We start from the raw sequence: 15,166 nt of genomic DNA on the forward strand, positions 1-15,166 counted from the left end.
GAAACGCGTTCCGGGTTCAAGCAAGCACGGTCAAGGGTAGCTGACGTGATCGCGCAATTGCCCCACTGGTTACCAAAAAGCAACGGTCTATTGACAACTGATAGACCTCGGATATTTTCCCCAGTCATTTTCAGTTGCAGCCCACCTTGGAGGGGTCTGGTATGCACTTGAACCGAGTGCTCCGGGAAACCGGAGTTGTCCTTGCCGCAGGTCTGCTTTATGGATCGGCGGCTTTCGCGCAGTCGAGCACGATGATCGGTACGGTCATCGACGCTCAGAGCCGGCAGCCTGTTCCTGACGTTGTTGTCACCGCGACCTCGCCCAACCTTCAGGGTGAGCAGACCGTGGTTACCGACGCTCAGGGCAACTACCGTATTCCCCAGCTGCCGCCCGGTGTTTACACCCTGCGGTTCGAGAAGGAGCAGTTCAAGCCGTACGCGCGTTCTGACGTCCAACTGCGTCTGAACCGCACCATCCGCGTCAACGTCGAGCTGCTCCCCGAGTCCCTCGGTGAAGTGGTGGAGATCGTCGGCGCGCCGCCGACCATCGACGTGGGCTCCACGACCACGGGCGTCAACGTGGATCAGGAGTTCATCAAGCGCATCGCCGTGGCCCGTCCGGGTGGCAAGGGAGGAGCGGCTCGCTCCTTCGAGTCCCTGGCCGAGCTGGCGCCTGGCGCCCAGAACGACCAGTACGGTGTGTCCATCAACGGCGCGACCTCGCCTGAGAACGGGTACGTGGTGGACGGTCTGTCCACGAACGACCCCGCCTACGGCGTGAACGCCAGCCCGATGAGCATCGAGTTCGTGCAGGACGTGAACATCATCACCGGTGGTTACCTGCCGGAGTTCGGTCGCTCCACGGGCGGTGTCATCAACGCGGTCACCCGGTCGGGCTCCAACGAGTTCCACGGCTCCGTGTTCGCCAACCTGACGCCGGGCACCTTCGAGGGTACCCGCAAGCAGATCCAGGAAGAGGGCACTGTCATCAGTGGCCTCAACGAGCTGAAGAACCTGGGCGACTTCGGCGCCACCCTCGGTGGTCCGATCCTCAAGGACAAGCTGTGGTTCTTCGCCGGTTTCGCGCCGTCGTTCACGCGCTACCAGCACACCCGTACGCTGAACGCCATCCGGCTGAACGCGGACGGCTCGTCGGCGGCCAACGATGAGGGCTTCACCATCGTCGACCCCATCGCGGGCTCGGACCGTCAGTACTTCGCTGACACCCGGACCGTGCAGTACATGGGTAAGTTGACCTACCTCATCAACCAGGACCACAACGTCTCGGTCGCCCTCAACGGCACCCCGACGACGACCGGTGGCATGGGCAAGCTGAGCATCAACCCGCAGTCCGGTGGTCTGCCGGGCGCGCTGGCTGCTCGTCCGGGCGACTACGCCTTCACGGAGACCAACGCGAACGCCACGTCGCTGGCCCTGAAGTACGCGGGCGCGTTCATGGACAAGAAGGTCCTGGTCGACGCGAACCTCGGCTGGTTCCACCAGACGGCCTCCACCCTTCCGGCGGACGGCAGCAAGCTGGGCTCGACGCAGGGTCTCGCGGGCTACTCCCGCATGACCTACGTCAACCCGCGCCGGCTGACCCAGTTCGAGAACCTGCCCGCGGGCCAGGAGGGCGCTTGTGACCCGCTCATCCTGAACGAGGGCACGGAGGACGAGGAAGTCATCGAGCGTTGCCCGATCACCGGCTACTCGGTTGGCGGCCCCGGCTACATGAGCGATGCGAAGCTGGATCGCTACCAGATCAACGCCAAGGCCACCTACCTCCTGAACGCGCTCGGCACCCACGTGCTGAAGGCGGGCGTCGACACGGAGTTCCTGTCGTACGACCAGACCAAGGCGTACGGTGGTGGCGTGTTCTTCCAGGAAGCGCTCCCGTACTCGGGCGCCACGCTCAACGGCCAGCCCTACACGGGCGCCGCGCTGCAGGACTACCGTCGCTACGGCTACCAGGCGTCTCCTGACAGCCCCATCACCCAGCTGACCCAGCAGTCGAAGACCACCAGCACCACCATCGGTGGCTTCCTGCAGGACTCCTGGTCCATCGCCAACCGCCTCACGCTGAACCTCGGCGTGCGCTACGACGTGCAGGCGATGTACGGCGGTGACGGCGAGCTGGCCCTTATCATGGGCAACCAGTGGTCGCCTCGTCTCGGCGCCATCATCGACCCGTTCGCCAACGGCCGTACCAAGTTCTTCGTGAACTTCGCTCGCTACTACGAGCAGGTTCCGCTGAACATGCTCGACCGCGCCTTCCCGGGTGAGCGTCGCTACAACGCCCGCCGCGTGATGGCGGAGCCGGGCACGGGTGAGGCGGGTTGTGATCCGTCTGACCGCACGAGCCAGGAGACGGAATGCCGTGATCCGGCCAACGTGATTGCGCAGCCGGAGAGCAGCCGCAACCCGAACCGCCTCTACACGGGCGGCAAGGTGGAGAACGAGCCGATCGACCCGGACATCTCCCCTCAGTCGTCCAACGAGGTCGTCGTTGGTGGCGAGTACGAGCTGATCGCCAACACCCGCGTGGGCGCCAGCTACACGTACCGCAACATGAACATGGTCATCGAGGACATGAGCCGCGATGACGGCAACTCGTACTTCCTCGGCAACCCGGGCAGCGGCTTCGCCAAGGAATTCCCGAAGCCGGAGCGCAACTACAACAACGTCACTGTCTACCTGAACCGCACGTTCTCGGACGGCTGGCTGGCCCAGGCGAACTACACCTGGTCCAAGCTGGAGGGTAACTACCCCGGTCTGTTCCGCCCGGAGACGGCTCAGCTCGACCCGAACATCCTGTCGGACTTCGACCTCGTCAGCCTCCTGGCGAACCGCACGGGTCCGCTCCCGTTCGACCGTACCCACCAGATCAAGGTGTTCGGCGCGAAGGAGTTCAACTTCACCAACGAGTTGTCCGCGAGCCTGGGTCTGTCCTACCGCGGCAACTCCGGTACGCCAATCAACTACTTCGGTTCGCATGCGCTCTACGGTCCGGACGAGTCCTTCGTCCTTCCCCGTGGCGCGGGTGGCCGTACGCCCTGGCTGAACGTCATTGACTCCAACATTGGCGTCAACTACCGCGTCAGCAAGGACAGCGTCGTCTCCGTCACCCTGGACGTCTTCAACCTCTTCAACTTCCAGGGCGTCAGCACGGTCGACCAGACCTACACCCTGCGCAACGTGGCCCCCATCGCGAACGGCAAGCCGTCCGACCTGCCGGGCAACGTGACGTGGCAGGAAGGCGAGGAGCGCGACGAGCCGTTTGGCACGGAGCCGGGCGACATCAACCCCAACTTCAAGAACCCGACCAGCTACCAGCCGCCGCGTCAGATGCGTCTTGGCGTCCGGTACACGTTCTAGTCACTGGCCATTCACGGAACCGGGATTTCAAGTCACATGACCAAGAACATTCTCAATGCTGCGATGGTCCTCGTTGGCGCCGCGGGCCTGTTGACCGGCTGCAACTTCGACCAGCCGGAGGCTCCCTGCTTCGTGCAGGACGCCACCAACTGGTCGGCTGTCTACGACTCAATCGATGACCCCAAGGATGGCACAGGCGCTGCTTGTGAAATCAAAGCGCCGCCCACCGAACTCCTGGGCGTCTACAAGTTCGTGGATCCGGACGACCTGAGCAGGGCGGATATCACCATCCGTCCCCAGGGCCTTGCTAGCCGCGCTAGCCGGGATCCGGGTCCCACGACGGACCAGACGGCTACGGGTGCCTTCGACGTGGAGCCCGACGACAAGGGTTTCTGCACGGGGCGCGACTTCACCGACGCGACGGTCGTCGCGGCGGCCGCTGGCACCACGGCCGCCACGACCATCACCTACCAGTTCACCGAAGTGCAGGTGTACGCGGCGCCGTCCCTGCCGGGTACGCAGCTGAAGGGTGAGTTGAAGTACACGCGTGATGGCTGCACGTCGACCTACGCCATCCGCGCGATTTGGCCCGGCGTCCTCTGCTACCCCACCGGGGACGCAGAGGGTCCTGCCGAGCTGTGCGGCGAGGGCTCGGGACTGAACCCGGACTTCGCCGCCGAGTGCGGTCCGGTGGTGGGTGTCAACCTTGGCCGTGAGTACGGCTACTGCATCCCCTCGAAGGCCATTCCTTCGCTGAAGTAGTCGTTCATCGCTGAACAGCGCCACCGACCGGGTGGCGCCTCGCGGCCCCGGCAGCCCTCCTCAGGGAGTGGACTGACGGGGCCGCGGTGTTTGATGGGCTGTACCTGTCTGTCTGGGTTGTTTCTGTCTGGAGGCACATGGAGGGCCGTTACTCACTCATCCACCACGTCCGCTCGTTGCTGGAGGACGAAGAGGGCACTCTCTACAAAGAGGCTCCCTTCCGCGTGGCCCTCTGCTACCCGAGCCCCTACCACGTGGGGATGAGCTCGCTGGGCTTCCAGGCCATCTACCGGGAGATTCACGAGCACCCTGGCGCCACGGCGGAGCGGGTCTTCCTCCCGGACGACGTGGAGGCGTTCAAGAAGACCCGGACGCCGCTGTTCACCTGGGAGTCCCAGGCCTCGGTCTCCAGCTTCGCCATGCTGGCGTTCTCCGTGGCCTATGAGCTGGAGCTGACCGGCCTCTTCACCATGCTGGAGCTGGCGGGGCTGCCCGTGCTGGCGGAGGAGCGCCGGGATGGCCGCCATCCCCTGGTGGTGGCGGGGGGGCCGCTGACGTTCTCCAATCCGGATCCGCTGGAGCCCTTCGTGGACGTGCTCGTCCAGGGCGAAGCGGAGGACCTCATCCACGTGCTGGTGGACGCGGCGGCCACCATGGAGCGCGAGGCCCTGCTGGACCACCTGGCGCGAATCCCGGGCTTCCGGGTGCCAGGGCGGGGAGGGCAGCGCTACCACGTGGCCCGGGCCACGGACGCGCGGCTGCCTGCTCGCACGCAGATCATCACCTCCCACACCGAGCTGCGCTCGATGTTCCTCATCGAGCCGGAGCGGGGGTGCTCGCGGGGCTGCCACTACTGCGTCATGCGCCGCACGACGAACGGCGGGATGCGCACGGTGCCGCCGGAGCGGGTGCTGTCGTTGATCCCCGCTCACGCACGACGAGTGGGCCTGGTGGGCGCGGCGGTGACGGATCATCCCCGCATCGTCGAGCTGCTGCGCACGTTGGTGGACGCGGGGAAGGAGGTCGGGGTGTCGTCGCTCCGGGCGGATCGGCTGACGCAGGAGCTGGTGGATCAGCTCCGCCGGGGTGGGGCGACGAACCTGACGGTGGCGGCGGACGGGGCCTCGCAGCGCATGCGGGACATGGTGGACCGCAAGCACTCGGAGGAACAGATTGTCCGGGCGGCGGGGTACGCCCGCACGGCGGGCATGAAGCAGCTCAAGGTGTACAACGTCGTGGGGCTCCCCTTCGAAGGGGAGGAGGACATCGACGAGCTGATCCGCTTCACCACGGAGCTGTCTCGCATCCTCCCCGTGGCGTTGGGGGTGGCGCCCTTCGTGGCCAAGAGGAACACGCCCCTGGACGGAGCTCCCTTCGCGGGCATCAAGGAGGTCGAGAACCGGCTGGAGCGGCTGCGCAAGGGGCTGCGTGGACGGGCCGAGGTGCGTCCCACGTCCGCGCGGTGGGCGTGGGTGGAGTACATGCTGGCCCAGTGTGGCCCGGAGGGTGGGCTGGCGGCGATGGATGCCTGGCGGGCTGGAGGGAGTTTCTCGGCCTGGAAGAAGGCGTTCGAGGCGCGGGGCTGTGAGCCCTATCTGGCGCGTCGGGTCCCGGACGAGCGGCGCAACCCTGTCCACTGGCCCACCGTGCCGAAGCTGGCGCCCCCGGCCACGGCCGCGTGACGGAGAAGTGCAAGAGCCACTGCACCGAGGGCTCCGCTTCCGCTAGAAGTCCGATGGCGCCGATGGCCGGCGCCAGGGGCAGCGGAGAACCAGGTGAGCGCGCAGCGTGTGGACAAGGCGTGGCAGCAGAAGGGCCTGAAGGAGTACTCGACGGAGGCCCTGGTCGGAACGCTCGGCCATTACGGCATTCCCGTGGCCGAGGAGGATTTCCGGAAGCTCTCGGAGACGACCTTCCCGCTGGGCATCGCCCAGCAGTGGAAGTCCAAGTGGAAGGGCACGGGCCCCTTCAAGGACTTCGTGGTGGCGGCGCCGGTGGAGCTGTGGCGTCGCTGGCTGCCGGACCGCGTGGCGCCGTACGAGCTGACGGACACGCTCGCCTCGCTCATGAAGGAGCTGCTCCAGCTTCTCAACGGCAAGGCTGACGCGCCGGTGGCACCGGCGTTCGAGAAGATGACCAGCCTGCGCGCGCGGCTGCCCGTGGATGACAAGGGCGCCCCCCAGGAGCGCTTCATGCAGGAGGCGCTGGCGCCGTTCTCGGAGAAGGACGCGGAGCTGTTCGACAGCCTCGCGGAGACGCTGGCCCGCTCCGGCCACCCGGACCACGCGGAGTCGTTCGCGGAGCTGGAGGAGTTCTTCCTGCCGGACCGCAAGGGCATCTCCCGCGCCATGGTGCGCGCGGCGCGCGGTGAGCAGGACGGGGCCGTGGCCGACCTGGTGAAGCTGACCGAGGACACCTCCCGTTCGCCCATCGCCCGGATTCTGGCCGTGGACGGACTCATCCACCTGAAGGCGCACGGGCCCGGCGCGCAGGCCGGCCGCATGCTGCTGGAGTGGGCCGAGTCGACCAAGGACCTGCACCTGGCGCTGGACCTCGTTCCCCGCCTGGAGCACATCTACAAGGCGCAGAACGACCGCGTCTCCTTGCTGGACCTGGTGCGCACCGCCGACCGTCTCAACGCGGAGCACGACCGCATCCACCCCGGACACAACCGTCACCGTCACGGGCGCTGAAGCCGGCGCCTGGCGGCACGCGGGCGAGTGCTCGCGTGCCGCGTCCGGAAGGGCGGGGTGCGGCACTGGCGCCTCCAGGAGCACCCGTGAACGCGAAGGCGGTGAAGCGCATGCGACGAGGAATCGCTCGCGCGCACCGCACCGCGAGGCCTCTCCAACGAACGTGGTGGGCTCAAGGCGCATGCGACGAGGAAGCACTCGCAGCGCACCGCCCCTCGAGAAGTCTCTCCGGCAAACGGGTGAGCTCAAGGCGCATGCGATGAGGAATTGCTCGCGGCGCACTCCCCTCGAGAAGTCTCTCCGGCGAACAGACGAACTCAAGGCGCATGCGGCGAGGGGAGACCTCGTGGCCGTCGATGCGCCTGGCAGAGCCCCCTACTCGGCGGTGTTCGGGCCTGTGCTCTGCGCCCGACGCGCCGGTTGCTTGCGCCGTGTCTTCTTCTTCGGGGAGGGCGCTGCCTCCGCTGTAAGCGCGGTCGCTTGCTCGGCCAAGACCTCGCCGCCGCCTTCCGTCATCGCGACTGGCGGTGAGTCCAGCGAGGCCCCTTCCGCTTCCGGCGCGGCGCCTTCCTGCGTCACCAGGGGCGTCGAGCGCTTCAACGGAATCTTGAGCACCCGGGGCACGCCCTCCACGACATCGCGCGTGGGCACCACGGCGCCCACCGTCGTGTAGCGGATGGCGCCCGTCTGGGTGAAGGCGTGCTTGAGCGTGTACTCCTTCGCGCGCGGCAGGAACCAGTCGCGCACCGCCTTGAGGGGCAGCACGTGCAGCTCTCCCTGCGAGAGGAAGACGTACACGAGCAGGTCCGCGCCGCTGTAGAGGAAGCAGCCGGGCGTGTCCTTCTCCAGGTTGGAGACCAGCTCGAAGAAGTAGCGCCGGCGGGTGGCGTTGCGGTCGCCCTTCACTTCGATTCCGCGCACCTCTCCCGTCGGCAGCTCCCAGAGGAGGTCCACGCCCCGATGCTGGAAGCGGGGGTCCGACTGCACGTCATGCACGCGCGAGCCCGGCTCCGTCTCCAGCAACCACGTCCGAGCGTGTTGCACGGCGCGGTCGGCCGCGCCCTGCACGCCCCTCATGCTGAAGCTGCGCGCCATGTCCTAGCGGCGCAACTCGACGCCTGTCGCGACGAGCTGAACCTCGCGCGGCTTGCCGTCCGCGCCGCGCGGGACGATGGCGCCTTCCGCCTCGTAGTGCGATGCGTGGCCCTCGCTCAGCTCCGCCACCTTCACCACACCCTCCACGCGCGCCTGCGAGCCCGCGGAGTCCAGCGGGACGAAGAAGCCGTAGTCCTTGAACGTCACGCGCACGCCCGGCCCCTTCGCCTGGGGGTCCGTCGCCAGCTCCATCCAGCAGCCCTTCTTCTCGCACGCCTTGCGCACCGTGCCCTCGAGCCGCACCGTCTTCCCGTCATGGGGCTGGGGCTTCGCCAGCAGGTCCGCGAGCTTCACGGGAGCTGCGCCCTTGAGCGCCTCGCCCCGGGTGAGCTTCCAGTTCTCCTGCGCGGCGGGCGCCGTGGCGACGGTGGCCTCGGGCTTGGGCGCGGCCTTGGTGGCCTCTGCGGGGTGGTGACAGTCGGCCGCCGCGGCCTTGTCCGCCGTCTTGTCCTTGGCGGGCGTCTTGTCGCCAGCGAACGCAATCAGGGGAACAGCGACCAGCAGCATCAGGGACGTGCGGAGCGAGTTCATGACTCGCTCGCTTAGCCAAAACTCGTTGCCCCGGCAAGGCGACGCCCGTACTAGAGTGGGACTCCCGCACACCTCTTGGCGAAGCGCGCATGAAGGTCTTCCTCCCTCCTCGCAATCGGCGCCTCGGCACCGTGGACTACCTGGGGCTCATCGGCCTCGTGGGGCTGCTCGTGGCCCGGTACATCCCCGTGGCGAAGCTCATCCCCTTCTGGGGCTGTGTGCTGCGCGAGCGGACAGGCTGGCCCTGCCTTGGCTGTGGGCTGACGCGCGCGGCCGACCGCTTCGCCCACTTCAACTTCATGGGCGCCTGGGAGGCCAATCCCCTGGGGACGGTGGCCGCCTTCCTGTTCACCCTGGCCGTCGTGGCCATGGTGCTGCACCTCGTGTTCGCCGTTCCCATCCCCGAAGTCCGACTCTCGCCCCGGGAGTGGAAGACGTTCCAGATGGTGATGCCCGCCATCCTCCTGGTGAATTACGCCTACGTGGTGGTGAAGACGCGCTTCCCCCACCTGTTGCTATAGCGTGGGGCTGTGACTCCCGCGCTCGTCCTGCTCGGCTACCTGGCCGGCTCCATTCCCTTCGGTGTCCTGCTGACGCGGTGGCTGCGCGGCGTGGACGTGCGCCAGAGCGGCAGCGGCAACATCGGCGCCACCAACGTCACCCGCGTCGCGGGCAAGAAGCTGGGCGCGGTGGTGCTCGTGCTGGACGCGGTGAAGGGCGCGCTGCCCGTGGCGCTCGCGCTGCGGCTCGTGCCGGACCTTCCCACCGTGCACGTGCTCGTGGGCCTGGCCGCGGTGCTGGGCCACGTCTATCCGGTGTGGCTCAAGCTGCACGGCGGCAAGGGCGTGGCCACCGCGCTGGGCGTGCTGCTGGTGCTCGCGCCGCTGGCCGCGCTGGCCGCGGGCGCCGCGTACATCACCCTCTTCGCGGTGTGGCGGGTCAGCTCCCTGGGCTCGCTCGCGGCCGGAGCCACGGCGGTGGGCACGTCGGCCTTCACCGCCCGGGCCGCCGAGTACGCGGGCCTCTCAGCTGTCCTCTTCGCCCTCATGCTGTGGACGCACCGGAGCAACATTGGCCGGCTGCTTCGGCGCACGGAGCGGCGCTTCTGAGTGGTCGTCCAGGTGGCTGCTGCCCGCGGCCCGGTACCCCAGCAACGTGCACTCGATGGGGCCGTTCCACATCTCCCGGCGCGCGGAGGGGCGCGAATGGAACGCGCTCTCGAAGGCCGGGTTGCCGGAGAGCACCCAGACGCGCCAGCCGGGCACGCGCAGGGACTCGCCCAGCTTGTAATAGAAGCTCTTCATGCCCTTCTGTCCGCCGGAGCCCGTCAGCCGGTCTCCATAGGGCGGATTGGTGAGCAGCAGGCCACTGGCGGCGGGCAGGTGCGGCAGGTCCGTCGCGTCCGCTTCGGCCAGGATGATTTCCTCCGACAGCCGGGCGGCCTGCACGTTGCGCTGGGCGGCCTCCAGGGCCTCCGGGTCCTTGTCGAAGCCCCAGATGGGGACCTCCACCTTGCGCTCGTTGCGGCGGGCATCCGCGCGCAGGTCCACGAGCAGCTCCTTCGCGCGCGCGCCGATGACGGGCCAGCGCTCCACCGCGAAGTCGCGGTTGAGTCCGGGCGCTCGGCGACGGGCCATCATCCCGCCTTCAATCAGCAGCGTGCCGGAGCCGCACATCGGGTCCACCAGCGCCTCTTCGCCCGTGTAGTGCGCGGCGCGCAGCACGGCGGCGGCCAGCGTCTCCTTGAGCGGCGCGACGGTGGGCCGCACGCGGTAGCCCCGGCGATTCAACGCGTCGCCGCACAGGTCCAAGGAGAGTGACAGCGTCTCGCGCGACAGGTGCGCCACCACGCTCACGTCCGGGTTCTTCGTATTCACGTCCGGGCGCGTGCCGACCTTGGTGCGCATCCGGTCGACGATGGCGTCCTTCACCTTGAGCGCGACGAAGCCCGAGTGGCTGTGCTCGCTGTCCTTCAGCGTGGCATCCACGGCGAAGGTCGTGGTGGGCGTCAGGTGCTCCTCCCAGGGGACGCTCGCGGCGGCTTCGTACAGGCCCTCCGCGCCTCGGGCCTCGAAGGTGCCGAGCGGGTAGAGGATGCGCATGGCGATGCGGGACCAGAGGCAGACCATGAGGGCCTCGTCCAGCGAGGCCATGAAACGGACTCCGCCGCGGTCCTGACGGATGCGGCGCGCGCCAAGCTCCTTGAGCTCGTCCGCGAGCAGGTCCTCGGTGCCGCGAGCCGTGGTGGCGAAAAGGGCGATGCGTTCAGCCATAAGACACCGCCCTTAGACGACCTGGGACTGCTTGGGAACCCACAAGACGCCTCAGGTGCCCACCACCTCGTAGATGGCGAAGGTCGCCCCGTCCTGCTCGGCGCTGGCTTCCTTGGCGCGGCGGAAGTCCTCCGACTGGAAATAGCTCCGCATCGCCTCCCTGTCCCGCCAGCGCGTCACCAGCAGGAGCTCCGGCGAGCGCTCGAAGGACCGCAGCACCTCCAGCCCCAGGAAGCCGTCATGGGTGTCCACCCGCCGCGCGCGCTCCTGGAAGCGGGCAATCAGGCGCTCGGCCTCCTCGGGTGCGGGGCGGAAGCGGGAGATGGCGACAATCATGGGCGCTCACCTGGGACGTGCTGGGGAAACGAAGATGGGGGCGCCCGGACCGCTCCGGACACCCCCACGCTGAACAATCCGGGCCGCTTTCCTCGCGGCCCTACATGGCTCCGGCGCCGGGCATGTCGCCCACACCCCGGATGAGCACCTCGCGAGGCTTGGCGCCATCCGCCGCGCCCACCACGCCGTCGCGCTCCATGCGCTCAATCATGCGCGCCGCCCGGTTGTAGCCGATGCGCATCTTGCGCTGGAGCATGGAGATGGAGACGGCCCGCATCTCGCTGACTGTCGCGAGCGCCTGGTCGTACAGCTCGTCGGACAGCTCGTCCTCTTCGCCACCGGACTCCACGTCCTCGTCGCGCGGCTTGAGGATGGACTCGTCGAAGACGGGCTTGCCCTGGGCCTTGAGGTGGTCCACCGCCTTCTTGATTTCGTTCTCCGACACGTAGGCGCCGTGCACGCGCTGCAGGTGCGCGCTCGTGGGCGGCATGATGAGCATGTCGCCCATGCCCAGCAGGGCCTCCGCGCCCACCGTGCCCAGAATCGTCATCGAGTCCGGCTTGGAGCGCAGCATGAAGCTGATGCGCGTGGGGAAGTTCGCCTTGATGACGCCGGTGACGACGTCCGTGGACGGACGCTGCGTGGCGACCATCAGGTGGATGCCGGACGCACGCGCCATCTGCGCCAGGCGCGCCACGTAGGTCTCCACCTCGCGGCTGGCCACCATCATCAAATCTGCCAGCTCGTCGATGATGACCACGATGTACGGCAGCTTCTTGAGCTCCTTCTTCTCCGGCTTGTCGCTGGCAGACACGAAGGGCACGTCCGACTCGTCGTCGGCCTCGGCTTCCACCTCGGGCACTTCGTCCGGTGCGTCGGACGCCTGCGCCTCTTGCATCTCGTCGTCGTCCCGAGGCACGGCCACGCCCAGTCCGTCCCCGCTCGAGGCGGGCTTGTCGCCGCCCTCCACGTCGAGCACGAGCATCTTCTTGGGCTTCGACTTCTTCTTCGGGGCAGCCTCGGGAGTGGCCGACGCGCCCTTCACCTCGGTGGCGGAGCTCTCCACCAGCTTGTTGTAGCCGGCGATGTTGCGCACGCCCGCCTCGGACAGCAGCTGGTAGCGGCGCTCCATCTCCTCCACGGCCCAGCGCAGCGCGAGCGCCGCCTTCTTCGGGTCCGTCACGACGGGCAGCAGCAGATGCGGGATGCCCTCGTAGATGGAGAGCTCCAGCATCTTCGGGTCCACCATGATGAAGCGGACCTCCTCCGGTGTGGACTTGAGGAGGATGCTCATGATCATGGAGTTGACGGCCACCGACTTGCCGGAGCCGGTGGTGCCGGCGATGAGCAGGTGGGGCGCCTTGGCCAGGTCGAAGACATACGGCATGCCCTCGATGTCCTTGCCCACGCACATGGTCAGCTTGCTGGCGCTCTTGATGAAGGCGTCCTGCTCGGCGATCTCCTTGAGGAAGACGGTCTCCCGGTCCTTGTTGGGAACCTCGATGCCGACCACGCCCTTGCCGGGGATGGGCGCGACGATGCGCACGCGCATCGCCTCCATGGCCATGGCCAGGTCGTCCGCGAGCGCTGCAATCTTGCTCACCTTGATGCCCGGTCCCGGCAGGAACTCGTACATGGTGACGACGGGGCCGGGACGAATCTCGACGACTTCGCCGACGATGCCGAAGTCGGCCAGCTTCGCGCGCAGCTTCTCCGCCGTGGAGAGGAAGGCGTCCTTGTCCAGCTCGGAGCGCTCGTGCTTGTCGCACTCCAGGACGTCCAGCGGAGGCAGCGTGAAGCTCTTGCGGTCACCCACGAACTCGAACTGGTCCTGGGCCTTCTTCGCGGTGGGCGCGGCCAGCGCCTTGGGCGCCACGATGAGCGGCATGCGCGCCGCAGCCGGGGTCGGCGCCGCGGGAGCCGGAGCAGGGGCCGGCGCGACGGGCTGAGGAGGCGGCGCGGCGATGACGGGGGCCACCGGCGCGGCGGGCTCGTGGCTCTCGGGCAGCGCGGCGACGGGCGGCGTGCCCGGACCGGTGACGATGTTGGGCGTCTTGCGGCGGCTCCTTGGAGGTTCGACACCCTCGGGGACAATCGGGGTGGAGTGGGGCGCGGGCGCGAGGAACGACGCGGCCCAGGCCGGATCCGCTCCGGGCGCGGGACGCTTCTCGGCGCGCAGCGCGAGCCTGTTGTCGGCGGGCAGGGACGGTGAGGACGTGGGCGGCAGCGAGTCCGCCTCGGCGGGGGCCGGCAGGGCCTTGCGCTTCTCGCCCTTCTCGCGACCGTCCTTGAGGGCCAGCTTCGCGGCGAGGGCCTGCTCCTTCTCGTTCTGCCGGGCCAGGCGCACGGCCTCCTCGGCCATGGCCTCCGCCTCGGCGGCTTCGGCCTCTTCGGCGGCGCGCTCGGCCTCGGCCAGCTCTTCCTCATCCGCTTCGATTTGCGCGAGGAACGCGGCCTCCTCCAGCTTCTCCTCCGCCGCGCGCTCCTGTCGGGCCTTGTAGGACGCCTTCTGCGCCTCCCAGAAGACGTTGGCGGACTCGGCGATGCGGCGGCCCAGCACGCACAGGCCGGCCCACACCAGCGAGCACAGCTTGAAGAACGTGTACTGCGTCCCGACGATGAGGGCGGCGGCGCTGATGGCCGTCACCAGGATGACGGTGCCGACGGTGGAGAACAGCCCCTCCATCACCCCACCCAGGCTGGCACCCAGCGCGCCTCCGGGAGGATGGGCCCAGCCCTTGTCACCGGCGAACATGAGCTGCGCCAGGACGGAGATGCTCACGGTCAGCAGGAAGAGGCTGATGATTTGAGGGCCGCGCTTGCGCTCGCGGCTGCCCACGAAGAGCACCATGGCCGTGTAGAGCCCGCCCACGGGGGCCAGGTAGGCGCACACGCCCAGCATCCCTCGCAGCGTCTCCGCGATGAGGTGGCCCATGGGGCCCACCGCGTTGCGGAAGCCTGGTCCGACCCTGTCATGGGCGTCGAACGTGGCGACCGCCAGCAAGGACAAGAGCGACACCGCGAGCAGGAACACGCCGGTGATGGCACGCCCCGCGCTGCCGTCGCCTCCCTCGGCGCCCGCCTTCCGTCGCTTGTCCGCGAGCGCCTTGCGACGCGTCGCGATCTCCTGACGGGAGAGTACCGCCTTTTCCGCCCGACCCTTCTTCGCCGTCATGACCTTCTTCCCTCTGCGCGTCTCAGCCGCGTAGCGGGCTGTAGCAATGCCCGTCGCGAGTGTAGGGAGGGAGGGGGTCTGGTCAATTTTCCGGCAGTCGCTCCAGTCCGGGCGGAAGGTGCCGGACACGGGGCCTACATTTCGGCTGCACCCTCCACCAGAGGGGGTATGGTGCCGCCACGATTTCTTGGAGGAGCATCGCCATGGCAGACACCGACAAGCCGTCCTCGAGCGAGGAAGAGTACTTCGCCCGGGAGGACATCGAAAAGAAGCGCAAGCTGGCGCTCCAGCAGGCCGCGGAGACGGCGGAGAAGCAGCGCGAGGAGCTCAAGAAGCTCCACTGGATGAAGTGCCCCAAGTGCGGCATGGACCTCCAGACGCTCAAGCAGGGCAACATCGACCTGGAGACGTGCTTCAACTGCGGCGGCGTCTTCCTGGACGCCGGTGAGCTGGAGCAGCTGATGGCGCACCACGGCCACGAAGGCAGTGGCAAGGTGATGGGCGCCATCCTGAACCTCTTCAAGCGCAAGTAGTCACTCGCGGTCGGAGGCTCCACGCATGGCCCTCACGCTCGAGCAGGTGCGACATGTGGCCACGCTGGCGCGGCTGGCGCTGACTCCCGAGGAGGAGCAGCGCCTGTCCACGCAGCTGTCGGCGGTGCTGGATGCGGTGACGCAGCTGCAGTCGCTGGACGTGGAGAACGTGGAGCCCACGTCGCACGCCACGCTGACGGCCTCGCTCCTGCGGGAGGACGTGACGCGGCCCTCGCTGCCGCCCGAGAAGTCGCTGGCCAACGCCCCGGCGAAGTCGGGCACGTCCTTCGCGGTGCCCAAAATCATCGAGTAGTCCGGAGGGGAGCCCCACGTC

12 protein-coding genes and 1 pseudogene are annotated in these 15,166 nt (G+C 68.1%); 8 read left to right on the forward strand and 5 right to left on the reverse strand.

The window, feature by feature from the left end:
- Nucleotides 1-161 precede the first annotated feature (161 nt).
- From LZ199_RS09345 to LZ199_RS09360, 4 genes are all read left to right on the forward strand, one after another.
- The gene (locus LZ199_RS09345; protein ID WP_253993293.1) at nt 162-3,374 is read left to right on the forward strand and encodes a TonB-dependent receptor; all 3,213 of its coding nucleotides are present in this window, start codon (nt 162-164) and stop codon (nt 3,372-3,374) included.
- A 36-nt stretch (nt 3,375-3,410) separates the two neighbouring features.
- The gene (locus tag LZ199_RS09350) at nt 3,411-4,136 is read left to right on the forward strand and encodes a hypothetical protein (protein ID WP_253993294.1); all 726 of its coding nucleotides are present in this window, start codon (nt 3,411-3,413) and stop codon (nt 4,134-4,136) included.
- A gap of 137 nt (nt 4,137-4,273) precedes the next feature.
- Entirely contained in the window at nt 4,274-5,818 is a 1,545-nt protein-coding gene (locus LZ199_RS09355; RefSeq protein WP_253993295.1) for a radical SAM protein, read from the forward strand.
- Between the two features lie 93 nt (nt 5,819-5,911).
- Entirely contained in the window at nt 5,912-6,829 is a 918-nt protein-coding gene (locus tag LZ199_RS09360; RefSeq protein ID WP_253993296.1) for a hypothetical protein, read from the forward strand.
- 516 nt (nt 6,830-7,345) lie between these two features.
- On the opposite strand, the pseudogene LZ199_RS09365 reads toward LZ199_RS09360, so the two are convergent.
- Together LZ199_RS09365 and LZ199_RS09370 are read right to left on the reverse strand one after the other, a co-directional pair.
- Nucleotides 7,346-7,924: pseudogene (locus LZ199_RS09365) on the reverse strand (hypothetical protein); the annotation flags it as partial.
- Between the two features lie 3 nt (nt 7,925-7,927).
- The gene (locus LZ199_RS09370) at nt 7,928-8,515 is read right to left on the reverse strand and encodes a DUF4920 domain-containing protein (protein WP_253993298.1); all 588 of its coding nucleotides are present in this window, start codon (nt 8,513-8,515) and stop codon (nt 7,928-7,930) included.
- Between the two features lie 89 nt (nt 8,516-8,604).
- Between LZ199_RS09370 and LZ199_RS09375 the strand changes: the two genes are divergently transcribed.
- Entirely contained in the window at nt 8,605-9,036 is a 432-nt protein-coding gene (locus LZ199_RS09375; protein ID WP_253993299.1) for a DUF2752 domain-containing protein, read from the forward strand.
- 9 nt (nt 9,037-9,045) lie between these two features.
- Nucleotides 9,046-9,624 carry a glycerol-3-phosphate 1-O-acyltransferase PlsY gene (gene plsY, locus LZ199_RS09380; RefSeq protein WP_253993300.1) on the forward strand — a complete coding sequence of 193 codons (579 nt, stop codon included), beginning with the start codon at nt 9,046-9,048 and terminating at the stop codon, nt 9,622-9,624.
- Here the strand turns inward: plsY and LZ199_RS09385 are convergent.
- The 3 genes from LZ199_RS09385 to LZ199_RS09395 all read right to left on the reverse strand — a co-directional run bounded on the left by LZ199_RS09385 (nt 9,541) and on the right by LZ199_RS09395 (nt 14,299).
- Nucleotides 9,541-10,788, reverse strand: a complete 1,248-nt coding sequence (locus LZ199_RS09385; protein ID WP_253993301.1) for a THUMP domain-containing class I SAM-dependent RNA methyltransferase — start codon at nt 10,786-10,788, stop codon at nt 9,541-9,543. The two genes, plsY and LZ199_RS09385, sit on opposite strands and share 84 nt — an antisense overlap.
- Before the next feature lie 51 nt (nt 10,789-10,839).
- On the reverse strand, nt 10,840-11,124 hold the full coding sequence (locus LZ199_RS09390; protein WP_253993302.1) for an antibiotic biosynthesis monooxygenase family protein: 285 nt from the start codon (nt 11,122-11,124) through the stop codon (nt 10,840-10,842).
- A gap of 100 nt (nt 11,125-11,224) precedes the next feature.
- Nucleotides 11,225-14,299 (reverse strand): FtsK/SpoIIIE family DNA translocase, encoded by a 3,075-nt coding sequence (locus tag LZ199_RS09395; protein ID WP_253993303.1) that lies wholly within the window; start codon nt 14,297-14,299, stop codon nt 11,225-11,227.
- A gap of 203 nt (nt 14,300-14,502) precedes the next feature.
- Between LZ199_RS09395 and LZ199_RS09400 the strand changes: the two genes are divergently transcribed.
- Entirely contained in the window at nt 14,503-14,832 is a 330-nt protein-coding gene (locus LZ199_RS09400; RefSeq protein WP_253993304.1) for a TFIIB-type zinc ribbon-containing protein, read from the forward strand.
- A gap of 25 nt (nt 14,833-14,857) precedes the next feature.
- Nucleotides 14,858-15,145 carry an Asp-tRNA(Asn)/Glu-tRNA(Gln) amidotransferase subunit GatC gene (gene gatC, locus LZ199_RS09405; protein WP_141646512.1) on the forward strand — a complete coding sequence of 96 codons (288 nt, stop codon included), beginning with the start codon at nt 14,858-14,860 and terminating at the stop codon, nt 15,143-15,145.
- Nucleotides 15,146-15,166 lie beyond the last annotated feature (21 nt).

Origin of the sequence: Myxococcus qinghaiensis, assembly GCF_024198215.1 — a bacterium.
Taxonomy (GTDB): Bacteria; Myxococcota; Myxococcia; order Myxococcales; family Myxococcaceae; genus Myxococcus; species Myxococcus qinghaiensis.